The sequence below is a fragment of the Shewanella sp. BF02_Schw genome, assembly GCF_014596695.2.
GTDB lineage: Bacteria > Pseudomonadota > Gammaproteobacteria > Enterobacterales > Shewanellaceae > Shewanella.
Genome location: NZ_JABKAW020000002.1, coordinates 78,001 through 99,453 on the forward strand (window position 1 = coordinate 78,001; position 21,453 = coordinate 99,453).

The window sequence follows — 21,453 nt, forward strand, 5'->3', positions numbered from 1 at the left end:
CGCGGTTTTCTTTTTAAACCGTTAACTGCGAGTCAATAATCAAAAATCTGCTTCTAGCGCCACAATTTACTTACCTTAAATACACACTTTCTAACATTTCTATTCACACATTTAGGCAAAGCTTGATTAGGATATGCGCTTATAACTTAGGTACTTTGGGAAGATATCAATGTCTATTAAAACTAAAACAACTCTCGTTGCTGTCGCGTTATCAAGCTTATTAAGCGCATCAGCCATGGCGAACTTGCACAACATGCCGCAATTGAGCCAACAAGAAAGTACAGCGACATCAAGCCAACAAACTGAATCAGAAAAAGCCAACGTATTGTTTGAAGCCATTTTTATGGAAAATGTGATGGCAAATCCGGTTAACCAAACTTACCTGGGTATCAAACAAGATTACGGCAAGTGGAATGACTTGTCTGATGCTGCTGCAGATGCTGATTTAGCCCGCAGTAAACAGCAACTAATAAGATTAACTCGCCTTGATGCCAATAAACTAAATGAACAAGCTGCGCTCAGTTATGAACTGTTGAAGGCCAGCTTAGAACACAGTATTAGCGACGATAAATGGCGTTATCACACCTATCCGATTAACCAAATGTATGGCGTCCATTCTGTGGTAGCTTCATTATTGATTAACCAACATCAAATAACCGATGAAAGTGATGCTAAAGCTTATATTAGCCGTTTGAACGGCATACCAACACTACTGGCACAATTAGAGACCTCATTAGAAATTCGCGCTAAAAAGCATATTATCGCGCCAAAATTTGTTTTCCCATATGTAATTTCCGATAGTAAAAACATTATCACTGGCGCCCCATTTACAGAGACTGGAAAAGACAGCGCGTTATGGGCTGACGCGAACCGTAAGATAAATAAACTCGATATAACCGATGGCAACAAACAAGCCTTATTAGTCGAAGTAAAACAAGCTCTACTGACTAAGGTAAAACCTGCCTATGAGCAGTTAATCACCTATACCAAGTCACTTGAAGCTCGAGCCGATACTCAAGATGGAGCCTGGAAACTGCCTGACGGAGAAGCGTTTTACAATAACGCCCTCGCCCGCACCACTACAACCGATATGACCGCAGACACTATCCATGATCTTGGCTTATCTGAAGTTAAGCGTATTCATGATGAAATGCGAGTCATTATGAAAAAGGTACACTTTGCCGGCAGCTTACAAGAGTTTTTTGTGTTCATGCGCGATGATAAGCAATTTTATTACCCAGAAACTGATGAAGGCAAAACGGCATATCTCGCCCAAGCAAAATCGCTGATCGATACTATGGAGTCTCGTTTAGACGAAGTGTTCACGATTAAGCCTAAAGCCGAATTAGTGGTACGAAAGGTAGAAGCGTTTAGAGAAAAATCAGCAGGTAAAGCATTTTACGATCAACCTGCACCAGATGGCTCTCGCCCTGGAAGCTATTACGCTAATTTATACAAAATGGAAGCGATGCCAAAGTATCAGATGGAAGCGCTTGCTTACCATGAAGGGATCCCAGGACATCACATGCAAATTGCTATTGCCCAAGAACTGCAAGGCATTCCAAAATTCCGTAAATTTGGCGGTTACACTGCTTATATTGAAGGTTGGGGACTTTACTCAGAATATTTCCCGAAGGAAATGGGCTTATATGCCGACCCATACTCTGACTTTGGTCGTTTATCGATGGAGCTATGGCGCGCATGCCGTTTAGTGGTTGATACTGGGATACACGCTAAAAAGTGGACTCGTGAGCAGGCTATTGCCTATTACGTTGAGAATACTCCAAACGCTGAGTCTGATGCGATAAAAATGGTCGAACGCCATATTGTTATGCCATCACAAGCTACTGCGTATAAAGTAGGTATGATTAAAATATTACAACTACGTGAGCAGGCTAAAAAGGCGCTAGGAGCCAAGTTTGATATTCGCGAATTTCATACTGTAATCCTTAAAAATGGACCATTGCCATTAGACATACTTGAAGAGCAAGTAAATAAGTGGATTAAGCAGGTTCAATCGCTGTAATTTTTAATCATTAATCCACTCGAAACATAAAACGGCAACCTGAGGTTGCCGTTTTGCTTTATCAATTTCCACAAAAAAATAACCCCAGAACAAAGTCTGGGGTAAACCAAATAAATTAGGATGATGGTTTTAAGGTTGGCATTATTTTAGTTCGAAAACCATTGCCAACACTGACTCAAAATTTGCTACCTTGCCGATTTGTACATCTCACTGAAAAGGGGTCATTTCTCAGAAAAACGTAGGGTTCAAATCATTTCGAATCAACTGAGTACTATTGTATTGATATCAGAACAGAGTTCAACTAGTTAACAAATGTAAATTGCTAAACCCTTGATTAGCAACTTACTAATAAACTAATCAATCAACACCTTAAGCACTTTAAAATCAACCACTTAATACAAAACCGCAAGGTGAGTTGCGGCTTTGTTCTAAATTTGAAATAATGTTTCCACTTTTACTTACGAAGTTTATACAAATGATCGAACTTAGCATCCCAATAAGGTGGGCTGCTGATGTGCGTTTTAATAAAATCAATGAACGCACTGACTTTTGGAGCTAGATGTTTACGACGAGGATACACAGCTTGTAATGGAAGATTGTGAGTCAACTGCCAATCAGGTAACAAAGGAATCAATGTTCCTTGAGCGATTTCATCTTCCATTAAGTAACTGGCTAAATAGACAATGCCTAAACCACTTACTGCGGCCGATTTCAATGCTGGCGCATTATCGACACGGAAATTGCCTGATACACCTATTTCGCAATAATCGTCACCCTTTTTAAATTGCCACATGCTGTGCTCATGCCACTCGCCTTGATACACCAAACAATTGTGTTCAACCAATTGTTCTGGGCGGCTAATGTTACCATGTTGGGCAATATAACCCGGTGATGCGACTAACAAGAACTGACATTTCATTAACGGTCTTGCCACCATACCCAGCGGCAATTGCTCAGACATGGTTAACAATAAGTCTAAGCCTTCACTGACAACATCGACTTTATGATCAAGTAAGCTCACTTGTAGTTCAAGCTCTGGATGCCTTGCCATAAATGCTGGTAAAGCTGGAATAATGTGCATGGTGCCAAATGATTGTGATATCCCAACTTTTAATACACCACGAGTTGCATCATTTAAGTTGTGAACACTTGAAACGGCCTGCTCTGCATCACGAAGGAGTTCTTCACCTTGCAGATACAATAAATTACCGGCTTCAGTAAGGCTTAAACTGCGGGTTGTGCGCTGAATAAGTTGCACACCAAGTTTATGTTCAAGATCTGCAACTTGAGTACTTACTTTAGATTTAGAAATGCCAAGACGTCTGGCTGCAGCACTAAAACTTCCTGCACGTGCAACATGAGTAAAAATTGCGATAGGTTCTAACAGTTCTAACATGAAAGTCGCCTTAAGCTGGTTACGACATTAATAAAAATTTCAGATATCTGTTAGCCATTGCTGGTAACTAAACCTTGCTTAGCATCAATATCGACACTCAGATATTATGATTGTTGCTGCCAAATGAGCATCAAAACAAACTAATATCTTTAATCAACACTAACAAATGAAGATTCTGAAATATAACCACATCTAAAGTAGAGTGTAATTTTGTAATAATTCTCACGAGTATAACAAAAAAAGCCTCTATGGCTCTATATTTATAATTGACAATTTTTTTATCAGAACAAAGCAACACGAGCTATAGCGGTAAACCAGCTAGAATTGGCCCCAAAAAAAAGCCCCTGTGTCTTCAAAAAGAGCACAGGGGAAGGTCAGGTGTCCGGGAAGACAGGTTGAACAAAATAAATTTACTCTTTTAGCTCGCCTAGCTTGGCCAATGTATAAGGTGCAAGTTCTGGTATGGATTTACGCACTTGGCTTTCTAACACTAATAATCCTTCGAAATTATCACAAATTTTATCGGCTCGTTGTTCAAGGCCTTGTGATTGCGACTCAAGTTGTTGCTCGATGTCTTTACCGACATTGTCCATTTTTTGTGAAAAGGTATTCATTTTTTCTTCAAATGAACCGCCTTCAGAAGACATGATCTGGCTACCTAATGTCATCATTAATGATCCCATTGAGTTGGTGACCATTTGTTCTATCTCTTGTTCAAACTCTTCATTAAATGCATGTTCAATTGAAGAGTCTGTTGAACCTAAATAAAATTTATCGCCTTGCTGATACGCCATGGTGTCAATGCGTGTTTGAATCCCTGTCATTAGCTTATCAATTTGGCTACCAGTGGCGTCGCCAAATATTGGGGTTAATGCCATATTGACTGCTTGAGATGCCATTACGACAACATCACCAACCAAATCAATTACCTCAGGTACTTGACGAGATAGCTCATCAGAATATTGAGTGAGTAACGTTTGTTGTTTAGCGGTTAAGGTGACTTTTTTACCGTCTACATATAGTTGATTGAGTTCGACGCGATATTTCTCGGATCCATTATCACTAATCTGCAATTTTTTTGGTTCAACAGTAACGTCATAGTTTAATGTCACATTGCACTTTTCATCATTAATGGACATTTTTGCCATGGCGGGAGTTAGCGCCCCTACTGTGAATAACATGCTGGTTAACGCTACACTACAAATCAACTTCTGTTTGGTCATGATAAAAATCCTTTTGCTATACATATATCAATAATTAGCTCGTATATGAGCTTTATAAAGCACAAGCTATGCCAATAGTTATAACTACATGACTTTTAATAGATTAATGATAAAATAAGACAATATATAAGCTAATGAATATACAATAGCGGAAGTGTATTCGTAAAATAAACCAATAAATAGTCTATTTTACCAATCTCAATAATAATTAATCTATCTAGGGCCCGCTGAGCTTCAGGATGAATTTTACTGCAGTTTGTATTTTGCTAGACAAGTAAGCGTATACGACGTGTGATTGTTCTAGATAAGTAAGCAATAACCTAGGCGAAAAGAAGCCACTAAAACTGCCCAAGTGGGCAGTAAAATGACTTTTAAACGTTTTGAGTCAATATTATAGATTCAGATTTGATATACAAAGAGTGAGTACGTTAAGGTCGAACAACGTTAACCGCGAAAGATTAGCCCTTGTATAAACTAAAAAATTGAACGGCCTAACTGTTGGCTTAAATGTTCTAACATGGCTGTGCCCGCAAGCGAGTTACCATTATTGTCTAGCTCAGGTGACCACACACAAATAGACATATCACCAGGAATAACCGCAATAATGCCGCCCCCCACGCCACTTTTACCGGGCATACCTACTCGATAAGCAAACTCTCCTGCGCCATCGTATAATCCAGATGTCGCCAGTAATGCATTGAGTTGCCGAGTTTGCACTGGTGACACTAAGCTGTCACCATCGAGTGTCTTACCGCGATTAGCCAAATAGAACATCGCACGGGACAAGTCAGCGCAATTCATTCTTAATGCACAATAATGAAAATAACTTTTAAGTACGGTATTGACGTCGCCTTCAAAATTACCAAATGACTTCATTAAATAGGCAATAGATGCATTACGTGCACTGAACTGGAACTCAGAATCCGCCACAACTTTATCGTAGGCTAACGTCGGGTTCTGGCTCAATTGACGCACAACCTCAAGCATACGATGCTTAGGCGCCCCTAAACGGGCTTGCAACAAGTCAGCAATAACTAGCGCACCGGCATTAATAAAAGGGTTGCGAGGTTTACCGCGTTCTAATTCGACCTGTACCAGCGAGTTAAATGAATGCCCTGAGGGTTCTTTACCCACACGACTCCAAATTTCATCTTCAGTATATAAATTAAGTGCCTGAGTAAGGCTAAAGACTTTAGAAATACTTTGAATTGAAAAAGGCTCAAGGTAATCACCGGCACCAATTGTTTGGCCATCAAGGGTAGTAACGGCAATCCCTATTTTGTTAGGGTCAACGCAGGCAAGCGCAGGAATATATCCTGCAACCTTGCCTTTACCCAATAGCGATCTTACTTTATCGACGGCTTGTTGAAGTAATAATTGCTCAGGCAATTTAGCTTAACCCCACCAGATATCGTACAAATCACTCACTTCGAGGTTAGAAACTGGCTTGTCTTTCCAGAATGCATTCACTGCTGCGGTATCTTCATCAGTACATTTACCGATAGCTTGGGTAGCAATAATACCTTCCCATTGCTTGTGTCCACCACCGTGGAAACCTAATTGACGAGGTTCAATGACCTCAACAAGAAACTGATCAACTAAGTTATCAATATCTTCTTCAGATACCGACTCATCAAAAGTCCAGTTGATTTCAAAGCCTAATTCTTGAAACTCATCAACTCGTAATTTTTTACGTAAACGACGACTACGATTTTGCGCCATGGTGTATTCTCCGATTGCTGAAAGTGTAGTTGTGATTAAGCAGTACGCTCAAACATGATATCCCATACGCCGTGACCGAGTCTGTGGCCTCTTGCTTCAAACTTGGTAAGCGGACGATGCTCTGGACGTTCGACAACTGTACCAGTTGTTGATTGATTTTTATAACCTTCTGCTGCATTCATTATTTCTAACATATGCTCGCTGTAATTTTCCCAATCGGTTGCCATATGAAATACACCACCAATTTTAAGCTTACGGCGGATAAGTTGTACAAATTCAGCTTGTACAATCCGGCGCTTATGATGACGTTTTTTATGCCATGGGTCAGGGAAAAACAATTGTACGCGCTCAAGTGAACCATCAACAATGCTGTGCTCTAGCACTTCCATTGCATCATGATGATATACACGTAAGTTAGTCACTTCAGCTGCACCTGCATCAGAAAGACACGTACCAATACCAGGTTTATGAACTTCTATGCCAATAAAGTTTTGCTCTGGGGCAGCTTTTGCCATTTGGACTAATGATGCCCCCATACCAAAACCGATTTCTAACACGGTATCAGCATCGCGACCAAACACTTGAGTTAACTCCAATGCTTGTGGGGTATAATCAAGTCCCATTGCTGGCCAATGTGCTTCAATTGCTTGAGATTGGCCTTTGGTTAAACGGCCTTCGCGTAAAACAAAACTTCTGATTTTACGAATATACTTACCGTCTTCGTTAAATTCAGCTGTGGTAACGTCGCTCATCTTTGCCTCATTGTCTGCGTACTTTGTTGTGCTGTGTTACTAAATGTCTAACCGTTAAGCAGCCACTATTTATCAACACATTACGCATTTGCTATCTGTAATAGATCAATTTTAAAATCAGTTGGGCATTATACCTAAACTCATTGCACATGTTTACGCTAATTTAGTGCAAACGTGTGATTTAAAATAGCAGTGCCACTTGTGTAATAAAATGGCTATGGCTACACTGCGCCCATGAAAAATCTGACTCCATTTTCTGAGCGTATCATCGCTTGGTATGACCTACATGGTCGTAAATCACTGCCTTGGCAGATCAATAAAACGCCTTACCGTGTTTGGGTGTCGGAGATCATGCTCCAGCAAACCCAAGTCGCGACGGTTATTCCCTATTATGAAAAATTTATGGCGCTTTTCCCCAGCGTGGTAGATCTTGCTAATGCTCATCAAGATGAGGTGCTGCATTTGTGGACTGGCCTAGGTTATTACGCCAGAGCACGCAATTTACATAAAGCAGCCCAACATATTCGTGATGCTTTTAATGGCGAGTTTCCTACTCAGTTTGATGATGTGCTCGCGTTATCTGGAATCGGTAAATCAACTGCTGGCGCAGTATTATCCTTGTCGCTCGGTCAACACCACCCTATTTTAGACGGTAATGTAAAACGAGTATTGGCCCGACATGGTGCTATTGAAGGTTGGCCAGGGCAAAAAAACGTTGAACAACAATTGTGGCAATTAACCGATACGTTCACACCTGCCAAAAACGTTGAAAAGTTTAACCAGGCAATGATGGATATTGGTTCAAGTGTTTGCACTCGCAGTAAACCTAATTGCGCAGCCTGCCCTGTAGCAATTGATTGTGTGGCTCAACAGACGGGTCATCAAAGTCTATATCCCGGTAAAAAACCTAAGAAAGTGACGCCAGAAAAATCAGCTTTTATGCTGGTATTAGTCGACAACAGCGGAGATTCTGTAAAAGTTCAGCTTATCCAACGCCCACCAGCAGGTATTTGGGGGGGGTTATGGTGTTTTCCGCAATTTGAACAGCAAGCAGAATTAGAAGATTATTTAACGCTGCATAATTTGACAGAGTCAGAACAAGGGCTTGCAGGGTTTAGGCATACATTCAGTCATTTCCATCTTGATATTCAACCAGTATTAGTTGAACTATCTGTCGATCAAGCAACAGGCATCATGGAACAAACCTCGGCTCTCTGGTATAACATAGAGCAACCTGCGAAAGTCGGGTTGGCAGCCGCCACAGAACGTATTTTGGCTAATTTAGCCGTACTTTTCGCGACATATTAGTTTTTAGTGTAATTAAAGTTAGTAAGGAATCATCATGGCTCGCACAGTTCACTGTCAACACCTAAACAAATCAGCTGACGGCTTAGATTTTCAGCTTTACCCAGGCGAATTAGGTAAGCGTATTTTTGACAATATCAGTAAAGAAGCTTGGGGCTTATGGCAAAAGAAACAAACCATGCTCATTAATGAGAAAAAGCTCAATATGATGAATGTTGATGACCGCAAATTTCTTGAAGAGCAAATGACTCACTTTTTATTTGAAGGTAAAGACGTTGAAATTGAAGGCTATGTTCCACCTGCTGAAGATGAATAACCTAGTAATATAATAGATAACTATATTAAACAACAAAGCCGCTTAACTTAGCGGCTTTGTTTTTGGTTATCAATGACTAAATCCGACAGCTTATTGTTTAACGCCTTCCACTACCAATGCTAATTCAACGTTAGCAGAAGCTGGACCTAAATCCATTTTGACACCAAAATCTTTCATCGCAAAAGTGGTTGTGCCGCTAAAACCAGCACGATATCCACCCCATGGATCTTTACCTTCACCAATAGCAACGGCATCAATGGTTAACGGCTTTGTCACACCATTTAAGGTAAAGTCACCATTAATCACAAACTGGTTATTGCCTTTATCAACAATCGAGGTTGATGAAAAAGAGGCTTCAGGGAATTTACTGGTATTTAAAAAGTCTTCGCTGCGTAAATGCTTGTCACGCTCGGCATGATTAGAATCAACACTGTTAGTATTAATGTTAACATTCACTTTGCCATCTGCGACTTTGTCAGCATCGAAACTGAAGTCGCCAGAAAACTCATTAAAGCGCCCAACCACAAAGCTATAACCCAAATGGCTTACACTAAATTGAATTGATGCATGCGCACCTTGAGTGTCGATAACATAGTCGGCAGCATTAACAGCAACAGGTAACATAAACGTTGTACTGATAAGTGCTGCTATAAGGTGTTTTTTCATGGTTTTTTATTCCTTTAAGTTAATAACAAGTAGATATATAAAGAGGTATTGAGATATTCATCAAACATAACGGTTAATATATTCAACGGTTAACAATTCAACGGTTAAACAATTCGATTATTTGCTAATACGATTTGGCATCAGCATTCTTTTAAGGGTGTTATCTTTATCAATAAAATGATGCTTAATCGCACCAGCTGCATGCAACATAACCAAACCAACTAAGCTATAGGCAAGGTATTGATGTATTAACCCCGCTATATCAGCTTGATCATCAATAAAAGCATTAGGAAATGGCACGGCAAACCAGTCAAAAATCCAAATATCTCGACCATCGGCTGTCGAAATCATAATTCCTGAACTCATAATAAGTAACATTAGCGTATAAAGAACAGTATGTGCCCACTTTGCCAAGCGTTTTTCCCAAGGCTGATGATTCGATAATGGGCTCGGAGTGTGTGATATCCCTCGCCAAGCTAGCCTTAATAGCGTTAACCCAAGTAAAAGCAAACCGACACTTTTATGCAGATGCGGCGCAGTTTGGTACCAACTACTGTAGTAGGTAAGATCTACCATCCAATAACCAGCACTAAATAGACCAATAACTGCGATGGCGGACAACCAATGGAAAAAAATGGTTACTAAGCCATAGCCAGCTGAAGTGTTTTTTAACATGTCTTACTTTCCTCTAAAAAAGTCACAACATTTTAACGTTAATTTTAGGAAAGAAAATCAGTAAAAATAGCCAAAATCGTTCTATAAAATAGAAGTAACAGGTATTAAAATAGAGAACAACCAAATAATTAAGCAACTACTTATTAAACATGTCTCAATTGTAGTCACTAATTATCAAATAGCATCTAGGATGTATTGATCTTTCTTGGCTAAATATTTTCAAGATAAACGGCTTAGTTTTTTATATTAAAAGACAGCGCAGTGTTAGACATTAAGTCTCTAACTACGCTTATGCACTGTAACAAACATATTCTATAAAGATTGAACTGAACTCTTCGGGCAGCGTTTGTGGCTTCTTTCTACGACGTTATCGCTTACTGTTTACTGTTTACTGCTTAATGCTTACTGAATAACGAATAACGAATAACGAATAACGAATAACGAATAACGACATACCATAGCTCTGTCTGGTATCAATAGTCACCACAGTTAACGGTAAAATTGAGCTTGAAAGATCGTATGGCCTTAAATAACCATATCCGAAGCACCTCTATCCCGTTGAGTAAATGCCCTAGCATTTCAGCTCACATAAATTAAGATAAACGACGCTACAAAAAGTTCACTCATTTACATGTAAATAAGTTATTCATCAGCCTAACAACTCAAGCTTACCGTTCTTGAACTTGCAATTAAAACTAGGACACTAACCATAAGTTAAAAATCAAACGGGTCTAGTGCTGAGCAAAAAACAAATGACGAATTCATTTTTTGGTTTCTCTTTAGTTATTTTATTTAATCGTCAACAAACTTCTATGACTTTATTTTTGTCGATTAGCGCTTATAAACGACTTTTAATGATGAAAATCGATAAAAAACCACCAGTTTGCACATTAACTAGCCGAACGAGTAAAAACATTTGAAAAACCACTTGCACGATAAAAACCATCACTATACTATGTGCGCACTCCAGACGAGACGGGCATTGATTACCAAGTTAATACCTAGTCTGCAGTGATTAACTAACGCTTAGTTAGTTGCCCGAATAGCTCAGTCGGTAGAGCAGAGGATTGAAAATCCTCGTGTCCCTGGTTCGATTCCGGGTTCGGGCACCATATTTAGCCGGCATAGCTCAGTTGGTAGAGCAACTGACTTGTAATCAGTAGGTCCCGAGTTCGACTCTTGGTGCCGGCACCATAAAAACAAAAAAGCCACTCAATGAGTGGCTTTTTTGCATCTGCTATTTAGTCAAATCTAAACATCTTAATTCAGATATTGTATTTATTGAGTTTAACTTCCCCAAACAAAACAGGCACTCAATTGAGTGCCGGTTTTGTTTGGGGAAGCCCGAAGACTATCTACCGAGTACTTCAACACGGGCTAAACGATTAACTTGGTTTAAAGAACCCAAATGGCCATAAATTGGGCCTAGTAGACCGCGCTTTTTAAGCTCGATAAACTCTTCGTCGCTTAGTGCATTTAATTTAGCTTCATCAATAAGGTATAAACCATTGATATTACGCTTCTCACCCGCTACATCAACAGTGAGAGTCTGATTAATCAACAGCCCTTTTTCATCTAGAAACCCTAAAATACCGCGAGTCGCTTGATCTTGTTCATAGTGGCTAATCAAAGCTTGCTTACGCGCTTCTAAAAATGGAGTTTCTTTACCATCTTCAAATAATGCTTGGCCGTCTGTTTTAGTCACTTCTTTGGCATCTTCGCGTATACCAATCCATACTTTATCTTTAACGTCTGGATTAACCACTAAACCAAGGGGATAGTCACGAACAACAGCTGGAATATACAAACCTTGCCACTTACCATCTTTCACACTTAGATTTTGACCTGGTTTTAGACCTAACATCGCAACTGATTGAAATTCGTTAGTGTCACTGTTTTTAACAAATACGATTGGATACTCAGTGGCAGCACGGTTAATTTCGTGCAAGGTAACCGGCACAATGTGCTGCTCCGCCACGTGAGAAAAATCACTTGGAGTCAGTTTTAAATCACCATGCTTGGTTTGTTCTAATAATGTAATCTGGTTAGGCATCTTGGCTCCTTGAAGCACTGATTATCTTTTATGGTATAAGTACAACATCATTGTCATACGTTGTGTTAACAAATAATTAATAACTGAAACTACCAAGTTAAATCTTAAATTCAAGTAGATTTAAGTTAAATTGCGTCAATAAACGTCAAATGACCAATTCTTGTGCAAAATAGGCTTTGTGTTTAACAAAGCCTATTCGTTTATATTGATAGTAGCTCAACTCTCTATGTGATTACTCGCCTAGTGTAACTTGAGCTTAGGACGTTGCCAGCGCAGTAGCTTTTGGGCAATACGATATACAGAAGCCGAGAACCAGCCATACAAGCTGGCTAAATGACGCTGATACAGAGAGATGTACATCAAACGAGCAATGTGTCCTTCAACAAAAAAATCTCCTGAACGGAGGCTTCCCATTAAGTTCCCAACCGCCGAAAAACGACTCAGTGATACTAGTGATCCATAGTCTTTATATACGAAAGGCTTTTCTGGCTGCTGTTTCATCTTCAAACAAATATTGGCATAGAGACGATCTGCCATTTGAGCCGCGGCTTGGGCTCTTGGTGGTACCGGCTTACCTGATGGTAAAATTAATTGAGCACAGTCGCCTAAAGCATAAATATCATCAATGCCTTTTACACGCATGCAATCATCTACATCAATTTGATTACGTGGTGTGACGGGAAGTTGAGTGAAATTTTCAAATACTTTGGGACCTTTAACACCTGCCGCCCACACTTTGATATTGGCTTTTATCGTCTCCCCTGTCGCAGTAACAAAGCCTTCTTTGGTTACTTCTTTAACCTGCACACCTAAATGCAATTTAACCCCTAATTTTGACAGTACAGTTTGCGCTCTTGTACTGACTTGCTCTGGCAATTGAGGGAGTATTTTTGGGGATGCTTCTATTAAATTTATATCTAAATGATCTTTAGAGATGTTTTGATAACCGTACTCTCTTACTGATTCAATAACATGATGGAGCTCAGCGGCAAGCTCGACACCTGTAGCACCCGCACCAACAATGCCGATACCTAATTGATCTTGGGTTTCATTAAGCTGTAACAGTGCATCCATCAGCTTATGATGAAACAGATTAGCACTGTCTAGACTGTCTAAAAAAATACAGTGTTTTTCGGCTCCTGGTGTATTAAAGCTATTTGATACGCCCCCTAAGGCTAGAACAAGAGTATCGTATTCAATATTGCGCGCGGCAATGATCATCTCGCCTTCATCGTTATACACAGGAGCAAGTTGAATTTTCTTAGTCGTCGGATCGCATTGCTCAATGGCACCTCGAATATAACGGTAACCATTCTTTAATCCGTGATCTCGATATTGTAGGCCTTCGATTGATTGATCAATTACACCAACAGCGACTTCATGTAATTTAGGTTTCCATATGTGGACGGTATTTTTATCAATCAAACTAATGTCGATTAACGGATTTTTACCAAATTTCCGGCCCAATTTTGAAGCCAATGCTAGCCCTGCAGCCCCACCACCCACGATAACAATTCGTTGCACCATACACTACCTCGGAATTACCTTATACCAACAACATAATCACACAATATTTACAGTTATAAAAAAAGGCCCTTATGGGCCTTATACTGCTTCTTCATTTTCTTCGCCAGTGCGAATACGAATCACGCGTTCGATATCAGTTACAAATATTTTACCGTCACCAATTTTACCTGTTCTGGCTATATCAACGATAACATCAATCGCACGTTCCAGAATGTCATCTTGGATCACTAATTCAATTTTTACCTTAGGTAAAAAATCAACCATATATTCTGCACCACGATAAAGCTCTGTGTGGCCTTTCTGACGTCCAAAGCCTTTAACCTCTGATACCGTCATACCAGTAATGCCAATTTCAGCAAGTGCCTCACGCACGTCATCAAGTTTAAACGGTTTAATAATCGCTTCGACTTTTTTCATTAAATACTCCTGTCATCGGCTAAGTTTTTGATTAACCTCAACTCGGGATAAGAGATGGGATAAATCGATAAGAAAATGGTTTATTTCAAATCTGCAATATCGAATTTGCCATTTGTTTTACTAACAAGTCACATTTGCACGTCAATATGGTGCCTATTGCAAGACAATCCACGACAATAAACAGGACAAAAGCAATTTAATCACCATTGATAACCCCATACTGAAGTTGATTAAGCACATGTCCTCATTGCAATTTATATACTCGCTAACATCGTCCAAATATCTTACTTGAAAGCGAAGCTAATTGTCGCGGCTATTTTACGTATTTATGAAAAGATATTTCTCAGCAAAGCTACTGGTTATTTTCTATACTAATTTAATCTTACTGCAGGACGCAGCTAACGACGTTTAAGGATGAACAACAGTGAAATTTCCTATCCAAGCAAAAGGCTTTAGCCTGATTGAAGTTATAGTCACCACATTGATTGCCGCAATAATGTCACTCATCGCAATCCCCTCTTTTTCTGGAGTAATTGAACAAGTACGAGCAAAGAGTAATATTCAAGTTATTCAACAGACGATACAGTTAGGTCGACATATGGCCATAAGTTATGGTTCTAGAGTAACGGTTTGCCCTTTAATCGATAATCTGTGTTCAGCAGATTGGAGTATTGGATTAAGCGTATTTATTGATCATGGGCAAAAAAATCAACTTGATGCCAATGATCGCTTACTTCAACAAACGGCTCCTTTTCATGAAAATGACTATATTGATTACAATCGTGCAGCGATTAGATTCCAACCCGATGGATTAGCTTCTGGTACTAATGGCACATTAACGTACTGCCCAGGAAAATTTGACAGTAAATACTCAAAAGCCGTCATTGTAAATCAAGCAGGAAGGGTAAGAATGTCGAAAAAGAAAAATATTAAATGTAAGCTTTAACAAAGTAGGAATTAAATAGGGTATTTGAATAAATATCAAATCAGTAGTTCGGTCAAAATGGTCAATAAAACACTGTAATTCATGCTGCGCTTAGTTATACTCTGCTTTATATAGCAGAGGATTTATGCATGAAAAAATTAACGTTTGGGTTTACTTTAATAGAGGTGATGGTCACTGTTGTGATAGCAGCAATACTCATGACCGTTGCAGTTCCCGCATTTAAGTCGCTTTATGAAGGCATTAGAGCGAGAAGTGTGATAAGCACTATTGATTCATCGTTTGTCTTTGCCCGCAGCCAAGCGGTTAGTTACGGTAGCAGAGTTTCTATTTGCCCTATGACATCTACAACTTGTGGCAGTAATTGGGCCCAGGGTTTTAGTATATTCATCGATAATGGCGTTACTGGAACAATGGATACAACCAATGGAATTGCTGATGTGATCTTACGTAAAGTGGATGCATTTAATAGTAACGATATTATAAAGTCAGATCTAACGCGGTATACTTTTAATCCTGATGGAATGATGGCTAATGGTCTCAATGGCATTTTTCGATATTGCCCTGGCAGCGCGGACAGTAGTTCATCTGAGGCCGTAAATATAAATTCGTCAGGCAGAATGTCTAAAGTTAGCACCACCGTTACTTGCAGTTAGTAAAAAGACTTACATTGGTAATATCTTTTTATTTGATGTGTCGTGGTCAAGTTAAATTAGCCACGGTTTTAGAGCCATTCCGATATAAACATTTTGACTCATTTGGCGTTAACCCATCATTACAAAGGAGTCTAGTTTCACTGTAATATCCAGTGATGTAATTTGTGATCGTTTTGTCTGCTTCGGTAAAATCCCCATAACCACTGGCGGGTAGCCATTCATATTTCAAACTTCAAAAAGAAACGCTCCATTGATGCGTTATCCCAGCAATGCCCGCGACGGCTCATACTTTACTCAATTTGAAGACGCCATAATAATTGTCTGAATTTCAAGCTTGTGTAATGTGAACCTTAGTCGCTGTGATAGATCACATTATCAGGTTTACCCCTTAACTCAAACGCCAAATTCAAGGCTTTGCACGTCAGCTCGCTATTTGGCGATAATGACAACGCCCATCCCACAGGTTCACGATAAAATAAGTCTAGCTTTTCCGTTAGATTACGCACTCGATAACGACTGAGACCAATCCCTTTATTAGTCACTAATTGCGCTATCGTTCGAGCACCGGCAGAGCCATTACTAATACGATGCGCGGCCTTCACCTCACTGTAAAAAATGGCAAAGTCCGCATTAATATGTTCTTTCCTTTTTAGCCAATATTTATAGCTACTTAGATGCACTTTGAATGCACTTTGAATGCATTACAAATTGTGAGAATAGAGTGGCTCTGCTTGAGTGCGCTGATTAGCGAAAATTGTTCATCGAGTCTGACATCAAGAGAGCTGTAGCCTTTTTTAGGATAAGATTATGCTCCTCAAGACGAGCTATTTGTTTTTTAAGCTGACGAATTTCAATTTGTTCAGGGGTTATGGGAGAGGCTTTTGGAGTGCCACCCTGGCGTTCTAGTGTTAACTGTCTGGCCAATTATCCATGGTGGATTTACCCACGATCATCGCCTTTGCAGCTTCGATGATGCTATGTTTTTATCGAGGACTAATTGGGCTGTTTCAAGTTTGAATTCAGCACTAAATGTTTTTCTGGTTGTCGATCTTATGTGTTCACCTGAAGTCATCTACGAGGTAATAATATCACCTCTACTTAGGTGACCAAAATAACTATGCCACTACAAAGACAACTGATAGATACAAGATTGGCAATATTTTGAGGCGAGTTCATTATTTTAGGCAATAAAAAAAGGAGGCTTATGGCCTCCCTCTTTACGGTTAAACTACTTACAAAAGTAAGCAGATGTCGAATTAACGACGTAAACCTAACTTCTGGATCATAGCAGTATAACGAGCTACGTCAGTACGCTTTAAGTAAGCAGAAAGCTTACGGCGTGCACTAACCATACGTAATAAACCACGACGAGAGTGGTGATCATGGATGTGCTCTTTAAAGTGACCTTGAAGGTGATTAATTTGAGCAGTTAACAAAGCTACTTGAACTTCAGTTGAACCAGTATCGTTTTCGCAGCGACCAAAATCAGCCAAAATTTTTGCTTTTGTTTCAGCACTTAGTGACATGTGTATCTCCAAAAAAAGTAAATGTATCTCTAGCCGATCACTAACTCAGCCAGAGTGAGCGCGATATTCTAACCAGATTGTTAGTTAACCGCAATAAAATTCGATTATTTATCTGAAAAAGCCAACGACGAAACCGACTCGACTACTCAGCAGTATCATTATCGTGGATTACAATCAAACGTTTTGGCGCTAATAAACCATCATCATTCATGATACCCATACCAACAAATCGACGTTCATCGCCAATAGTGATACGAACTAACTCATCAGGCTTAAGTCCCGCAGCTTGAATTGCTTGTCCTTGCATGACGTAATATAACATCGCCTCAGGCAAGTTAATTTCAGCAAATTTAGCCACTGCAGTGTCCATTGGTAACAATAACGGATCCATTAGGGTCTGAGGAGCAACATCTTGTCTATGAGCTTGTTCAAGTAGTGCTTCTAATTGCGCTAAGGTAACCATTTTTTCATAAGGATATTCGGCAACTTGAGTACGACGCAATATAATAACATGTGCTCCACATCCAAGCATTTCACCTAAATCATCAATAATGGTACGTATGTAAGTCCCTTTAGAACAATGAATGTCTAGGGTTAGTTCATCACCTTCAAGCTTAATAAAATTTAGCTCAAATACGGTAATTGGCCGTGACTCACGTGGAACTTCAATCCCCTCACGGGCATATTTATACAAAGGTTGACCTTGGTATTTTAATGCCGAATACATTGACGGTATTTGCTGAGTGGTTCCTCGAAAAAACGCGAGCTTTTCATCTAGTAATGCTTGAGTCACATTCACAGGGCGCGTTTGCACGACTTCCCCATCAGAGTCACTCGTATCAGTACGTTGACCCAATTTAGCGGTCACCAGGTAGCGCTTATCCGAATCTAATAGATGCTGAGAGAACTTAGTCGCTTCTCCGAGGCAAATAGGCAACATACCTGTTGCTAACGGGTCTAAAGCACCTGTATGGCCAGCTTTATTGGCATTAAAAAAACGCTTCACTCTTTGCAGGGCAAAATTAGAGCTCATGCCAGTATCTTTATCGAGTAATACGATTCCGTCGATGAAGCGACCTTTAGGGCGACGAGCCATTAATCTTGCTCCTTTTCACCATCAACAGACTCGCTGTTATCAGGTGCGTCAGGCGTAAATTGCTGCTGTTTGGCTTTATCTTTATTTATGACTTGTGTGACTAGGTTAGACATACGCATGCCTTCTACTAGCGAACTATCATAAATAAAACGTAATTCAGGCATAACACGTAATTTCATACGTCCAGCAACTAAAGTACGTACATAAGGCGCGGCTACAGTCAGCGCATCAATTTTTTGTTGAACAAGTTCAGTGTCTTCTTCAAAAAAAGTCACATAAACTTTTGCATAACTTAAATCACGAGAGACGTCGACGTCATTTACTGTGACAAAACCAATGCGAGGATCTTTCATATCGCGTTGCAACACCATTGCCAGTTCTTGCTGGAGTTGTTGTGCAATACGGCGGGTACGACTAAATTCTTTTGCCATGATGATATGCCATATCGTTAGGTCTACAATCAAAAAGGGCGGCTAAAGCCGCCCTTCCATTGGTACTTATAAGCTGCGAGCAATTTCGACTATTTCGAAGACTTCAATTTGATCGCCCACTCGGACGTCATTGTAATTCTTCACACCGATACCACATTCCATGCCATTGCGGACTTCTTGTGCATCGTCTTTAAAGCGGCGTAATGACTCAAGTTCACCTTCGAAGATAACCACGTTATCACGTAGTACACGAATTGGTGCGCTACGTTTAACAATACCTTCGGTAACCATACAACCAGCGATAGCGCCGATTTTAGGTGACTTAAACACATCACGAACTTCTGCAAGGCCGATAATTTCTTGTCTAAATTCAGGCGCTAACATACCTGTCATTGCAGCACGAACTTCATCAATTAGATTGTAGATGATGCTGTAATAACGTAAATCAACACTTTCTGAATCAATGGTCTTACGAGCCTGTGCATCAGCACGGACGTTGAAACCAACAAGAATCGCATTTGAAGCTGCTGCTAATGTTGCGTCGGTTTCGGTTAATGCACCTACACCACGAGCAATAATATTCACTTTAACTTCATCTGTAGACAGTTTAGCTAAAGATTCGCAAATCGCTTCAAGAGAACCTTGAACATCAGCTTTAAGTACGATATTCAGCTCTTGTACTTCGCCTTCTTCCATGTTCGCAAACATGTTTTCTAGCTTAGACTTCTGCTGACGCGCTAACTTAATGTCACGGAATTTACCTTGGCGATACAATGCAACTTCACGAGCTTTACGTTCATCACGTACAACTGTCGCTTCATCACCAGCTAAAGGCACACCAGAAAGACCTAAAATCTCTACTGGAATAGATGGACCAGCTTCGGTAATAGCGTGACCGTTTTCGTCTTTCATCGCACGAATTTTACCGTACTCTAAACCACATAAAACGATATCACCTTGGCGTAACGTACCTTCTTGAACCAAGACAGTAGCCACTGGGCCACGACCTTTATCAAGTTTTGATTCTATAACAACACCCGCTGCCATACCATCACGTATTGCTTTAAGTTCTAATACTTCAGATTGAAGTAAGATACCTTCTAACAATTCGTCAACGCCCATACCAGTTTTGGCTGAAACGTGAACGAACATGTTATCTCCGCCCCAATCATCTGACATGATACCATGTTGAGACAGTTCGCTCTTAACGCGCTCTGGATCAGCATCTGGCTTATCCATTTTGTTAACAGCTACGATTAACGGTACGTTACCCGCTTTAGCATGTTGAATCGCTTCAATCGTTTGTGGCATTACGCCATCATCGGCAGCAACAACCAAAATAACAATATCAGTCGCCTTAGCACCACGAGCACGCATTGACGTAAACGCCGCGTGACCAGGAGTATCAAGGAAAGTGATCATGCCGTTTTCAGTTTCAACGTGGTATGCACCAATATGCTGAGTAATACCACCGGCTTCGCCAGCAGCAACTTTCGCACGACGGATATAATCAAGTAATGACGTTTTACCATGGTCAACGTGACCCATGATAGTCACAACTGGAGCACGAGACTCTAGTTGGATATTGTCATCGCGATCTTTCAGTACTTGATGCTCAAGTTCGTTTTCACGAATAAGCACCACTTTATGACCTAATTCTTCAGCAACCATTTGGGCTGTTTCTTGGTCAAGTACTTGGTTAATCGTTACCATAGTGCCCATTTTCATCATTTGCTTGATGATAACAGTGGCTTTAATTGCCATTAAATGCGCTAATTCTGATACGGTTACGGTTTCACCGATACGCACATCACGACTAACAGCTGCAGCAGGTTTATTAAAACCGTGTGCCATAGATTCAGGTGCTGTACTGCGGTTACGCATGTGTTTTTCACGACCGTCACGAGCATCTTTTCCGCCACGTTTTTTGTTGGCGTTTTTGTTGCGCGCACGACGACCACGTTTTTCATCATCAGCATCTGAACTGTCTTCTGCTGCACGAGCAACTTTAGAGGTTGTGATGTGGTGATCGCCATTCTTTTCAGCATCTAAACGTTGGCGTTCTTCTTCAGCCCAACGCTTTGAGTTTACTTCAGCAAGGAGGCGTGCAGTTTCAGCTGCTTTAGCGGCTTCATCTTTTTGCTTTTGAGTAAGCACTGCTTCTTGAGTCGCTTTTAAACGATCTGCTTCAACTTTTGCTGCTGCAGTTTCTGGGTCAGCAACTTTAGTTACTTTAGGTTCAGACTTTACTTTTTCTGATTTCAATTTGGCTTCTGCTTCCGCTTTTTTCTTCGCTTCTGCATTCGCTTTCGCTTCTGCAGCTGCTTTTGCTTCAGCTTCCACTTTTGCTTGGGCTTCAGCTTCTGCTTTGGCTTTTGCTTGAGTTTCTAATTCAGCTTGTTTTGCTAATTCTGCATCATCGCGCTTAACAAAAGTACGTTTTTTACGTACTTCTACCTTCACGTCTTTCGACTGACCGCCAGTGCTTGCAACACTTAACGTAGACACCGTTTTACGTTGCAATGTCATTTTAGTCGGAACTGAATCTGCACCATGCTGTTTTTTTAGATAATCAAGAAGTTGTTGCTTCTCTTTTTCTGAAACAGTATCGAGTTGTTTTTTGTTCATACCAGCTTGTGAGAATTGCTCGATTAATCGATCAACCGATTTTCCCACTTCCGCTGCTAATTTTTCTACGCTTGTATCTGCCATCAATTAGATCC

At 40.2% G+C, this 21,453-nt stretch carries 19 protein-coding genes, 2 tRNA genes and 1 pseudogene; 7 read left to right on the forward strand and 15 right to left on the reverse strand.

The window, feature by feature from the left end:
• Positions 1-169 precede the first annotated feature (169 nt).
• Positions 170-2,026, forward strand: a complete 1,857-nt coding sequence (locus HNW13_RS08750; RefSeq protein ID WP_192115833.1) for a DUF885 domain-containing protein — start codon at positions 170-172, stop codon at positions 2,024-2,026.
• Between the two features lie 454 nt (positions 2,027-2,480).
• Here HNW13_RS08750 and HNW13_RS08755 read toward each other — a convergent pair whose 3' ends face one another.
• The 5 genes from HNW13_RS08755 to trmB form a co-directional block, all read right to left on the reverse strand.
• Complete coding sequence (locus tag HNW13_RS08755) at positions 2,481-3,422, reverse strand: LysR family transcriptional regulator (protein WP_192115832.1); 942 nt, start codon at positions 3,420-3,422, stop codon at positions 2,481-2,483.
• Between the two features lie 410 nt (positions 3,423-3,832).
• Positions 3,833-4,645, reverse strand: coding sequence for a YggN family protein (locus HNW13_RS08760; protein ID WP_192115831.1), 813 nt, complete (start codon positions 4,643-4,645; stop codon positions 3,833-3,835).
• Between the two features lie 474 nt (positions 4,646-5,119).
• A complete protein-coding gene (gene glsB, locus HNW13_RS08765) occupies positions 5,120-6,034 on the reverse strand; it encodes a glutaminase B (RefSeq protein WP_101086399.1) in 915 nt (304 codons plus the stop codon).
• 6 nt (positions 6,035-6,040) lie between these two features.
• A complete protein-coding gene (locus HNW13_RS08770; RefSeq protein ID WP_101086398.1) occupies positions 6,041-6,367 on the reverse strand; it encodes a YggL family protein in 327 nt (108 codons plus the stop codon).
• A gap of 35 nt (positions 6,368-6,402) precedes the next feature.
• The gene (trmB, locus tag HNW13_RS08775) at positions 6,403-7,119 is read right to left on the reverse strand and encodes a tRNA (guanosine(46)-N7)-methyltransferase TrmB (protein WP_101086397.1); all 717 of its coding nucleotides are present in this window, start codon (positions 7,117-7,119) and stop codon (positions 6,403-6,405) included.
• A 234-nt stretch (positions 7,120-7,353) separates the two neighbouring features.
• On the opposite strand from trmB, the gene mutY reads away from it, so the two are divergent.
• Both mutY and HNW13_RS08785 read left to right on the forward strand, forming a co-directional pair.
• Positions 7,354-8,427 carry an A/G-specific adenine glycosylase gene (gene mutY / locus HNW13_RS08780; protein ID WP_192115830.1) on the forward strand — a complete coding sequence of 358 codons (1,074 nt, stop codon included), beginning with the start codon at positions 7,354-7,356 and terminating at the stop codon, positions 8,425-8,427.
• 34 nt (positions 8,428-8,461) lie between these two features.
• The gene (locus tag HNW13_RS08785; protein ID WP_101086395.1) at positions 8,462-8,740 is read left to right on the forward strand and encodes an oxidative damage protection protein; all 279 of its coding nucleotides are present in this window, start codon (positions 8,462-8,464) and stop codon (positions 8,738-8,740) included.
• 90 nt (positions 8,741-8,830) lie between these two features.
• Here the strand turns inward: HNW13_RS08785 and HNW13_RS08790 are convergent, their stop codons facing one another.
• Together HNW13_RS08790 and HNW13_RS08795 are read right to left on the reverse strand one after the other, a co-directional pair.
• Positions 8,831-9,406 carry a YceI family protein gene (locus HNW13_RS08790; RefSeq protein ID WP_192115829.1) on the reverse strand — a complete coding sequence of 192 codons (576 nt, stop codon included), beginning with the start codon at positions 9,404-9,406 and terminating at the stop codon, positions 8,831-8,833.
• Between the two features lie 117 nt (positions 9,407-9,523).
• Positions 9,524-10,081: a cytochrome b gene (locus HNW13_RS08795; protein WP_192115828.1), complete on the reverse strand. Its 558-nt coding sequence runs from the start codon at positions 10,079-10,081 to the stop codon at positions 9,524-9,526.
• 1,036 nt (positions 10,082-11,117) lie between these two features.
• Between HNW13_RS08795 and HNW13_RS08800 the strand changes: the two genes are divergently transcribed.
• Positions 11,118-11,193 (forward strand) — tRNA-Phe (locus HNW13_RS08800).
• A gap of 6 nt (positions 11,194-11,199) precedes the next feature.
• Positions 11,200-11,275 (forward strand) — tRNA-Thr (locus tag HNW13_RS08805).
• Between the two features lie 157 nt (positions 11,276-11,432).
• Here HNW13_RS08805 and HNW13_RS08810 read toward each other — a convergent pair.
• The 3 genes from HNW13_RS08810 to glnB all read right to left on the reverse strand — a co-directional run bounded on the left by HNW13_RS08810 (position 11,433) and on the right by glnB (position 14,078).
• A complete protein-coding gene (locus tag HNW13_RS08810; RefSeq protein ID WP_011638325.1) occupies positions 11,433-12,134 on the reverse strand; it encodes a SapC family protein in 702 nt (233 codons plus the stop codon).
• Positions 12,135-12,374: 240 nt separating this feature from the next.
• Positions 12,375-13,661 (reverse strand): NAD(P)/FAD-dependent oxidoreductase, encoded by a 1,287-nt coding sequence (locus HNW13_RS08815; protein WP_101086391.1) that lies wholly within the window; start codon positions 13,659-13,661, stop codon positions 12,375-12,377.
• 78 nt (positions 13,662-13,739) lie between these two features.
• Complete coding sequence (glnB, locus tag HNW13_RS08820) at positions 13,740-14,078, reverse strand: nitrogen regulatory protein P-II (protein ID WP_101086390.1); 339 nt, start codon at positions 14,076-14,078, stop codon at positions 13,740-13,742.
• Between the two features lie 424 nt (positions 14,079-14,502).
• Between glnB and HNW13_RS08825 the strand changes: the two genes are divergently transcribed.
• Both HNW13_RS08825 and HNW13_RS08830 read left to right on the forward strand, forming a co-directional pair.
• Positions 14,503-15,024 carry a GspH/FimT family pseudopilin gene (locus HNW13_RS08825; RefSeq protein WP_347813082.1) on the forward strand — a complete coding sequence of 174 codons (522 nt, stop codon included), beginning with the start codon at positions 14,503-14,505 and terminating at the stop codon, positions 15,022-15,024.
• A 128-nt stretch (positions 15,025-15,152) separates the two neighbouring features.
• Positions 15,153-15,677, forward strand: coding sequence for a GspH/FimT family pseudopilin (locus HNW13_RS08830; RefSeq protein WP_192115827.1), 525 nt, complete (start codon positions 15,153-15,155; stop codon positions 15,675-15,677).
• A 46-nt stretch (positions 15,678-15,723) separates the two neighbouring features.
• Here HNW13_RS08830 and HNW13_RS08835 read toward each other — a convergent pair.
• From HNW13_RS08835 to infB, 5 genes and pseudogenes are all read right to left on the reverse strand, one after another.
• Positions 15,724-16,731: pseudogene (locus HNW13_RS08835) on the reverse strand (IS3 family transposase).
• A 202-nt stretch (positions 16,732-16,933) separates the two neighbouring features.
• Positions 16,934-17,203, reverse strand: a complete 270-nt coding sequence (rpsO, locus tag HNW13_RS08840) for a 30S ribosomal protein S15 (RefSeq protein ID WP_011636467.1) — start codon at positions 17,201-17,203, stop codon at positions 16,934-16,936.
• A gap of 142 nt (positions 17,204-17,345) precedes the next feature.
• A complete protein-coding gene (gene truB / locus HNW13_RS08845; RefSeq protein ID WP_192115826.1) occupies positions 17,346-18,299 on the reverse strand; it encodes a tRNA pseudouridine(55) synthase TruB in 954 nt (317 codons plus the stop codon).
• Positions 18,299-18,730 (reverse strand): 30S ribosome-binding factor RbfA, encoded by a 432-nt coding sequence (rbfA, locus tag HNW13_RS08850; RefSeq protein WP_101085742.1) that lies wholly within the window; start codon positions 18,728-18,730, stop codon positions 18,299-18,301. The genes truB and rbfA overlap by 1 nt, the downstream gene beginning before the upstream one ends.
• A 66-nt stretch (positions 18,731-18,796) precedes the next feature.
• Positions 18,797-21,442: a translation initiation factor IF-2 gene (gene infB / locus HNW13_RS08855; protein WP_162022527.1), complete on the reverse strand. Its 2,646-nt coding sequence runs from the start codon at positions 21,440-21,442 to the stop codon at positions 18,797-18,799.
• Between the last annotated feature and the right edge of the window lie 11 nt (positions 21,443-21,453).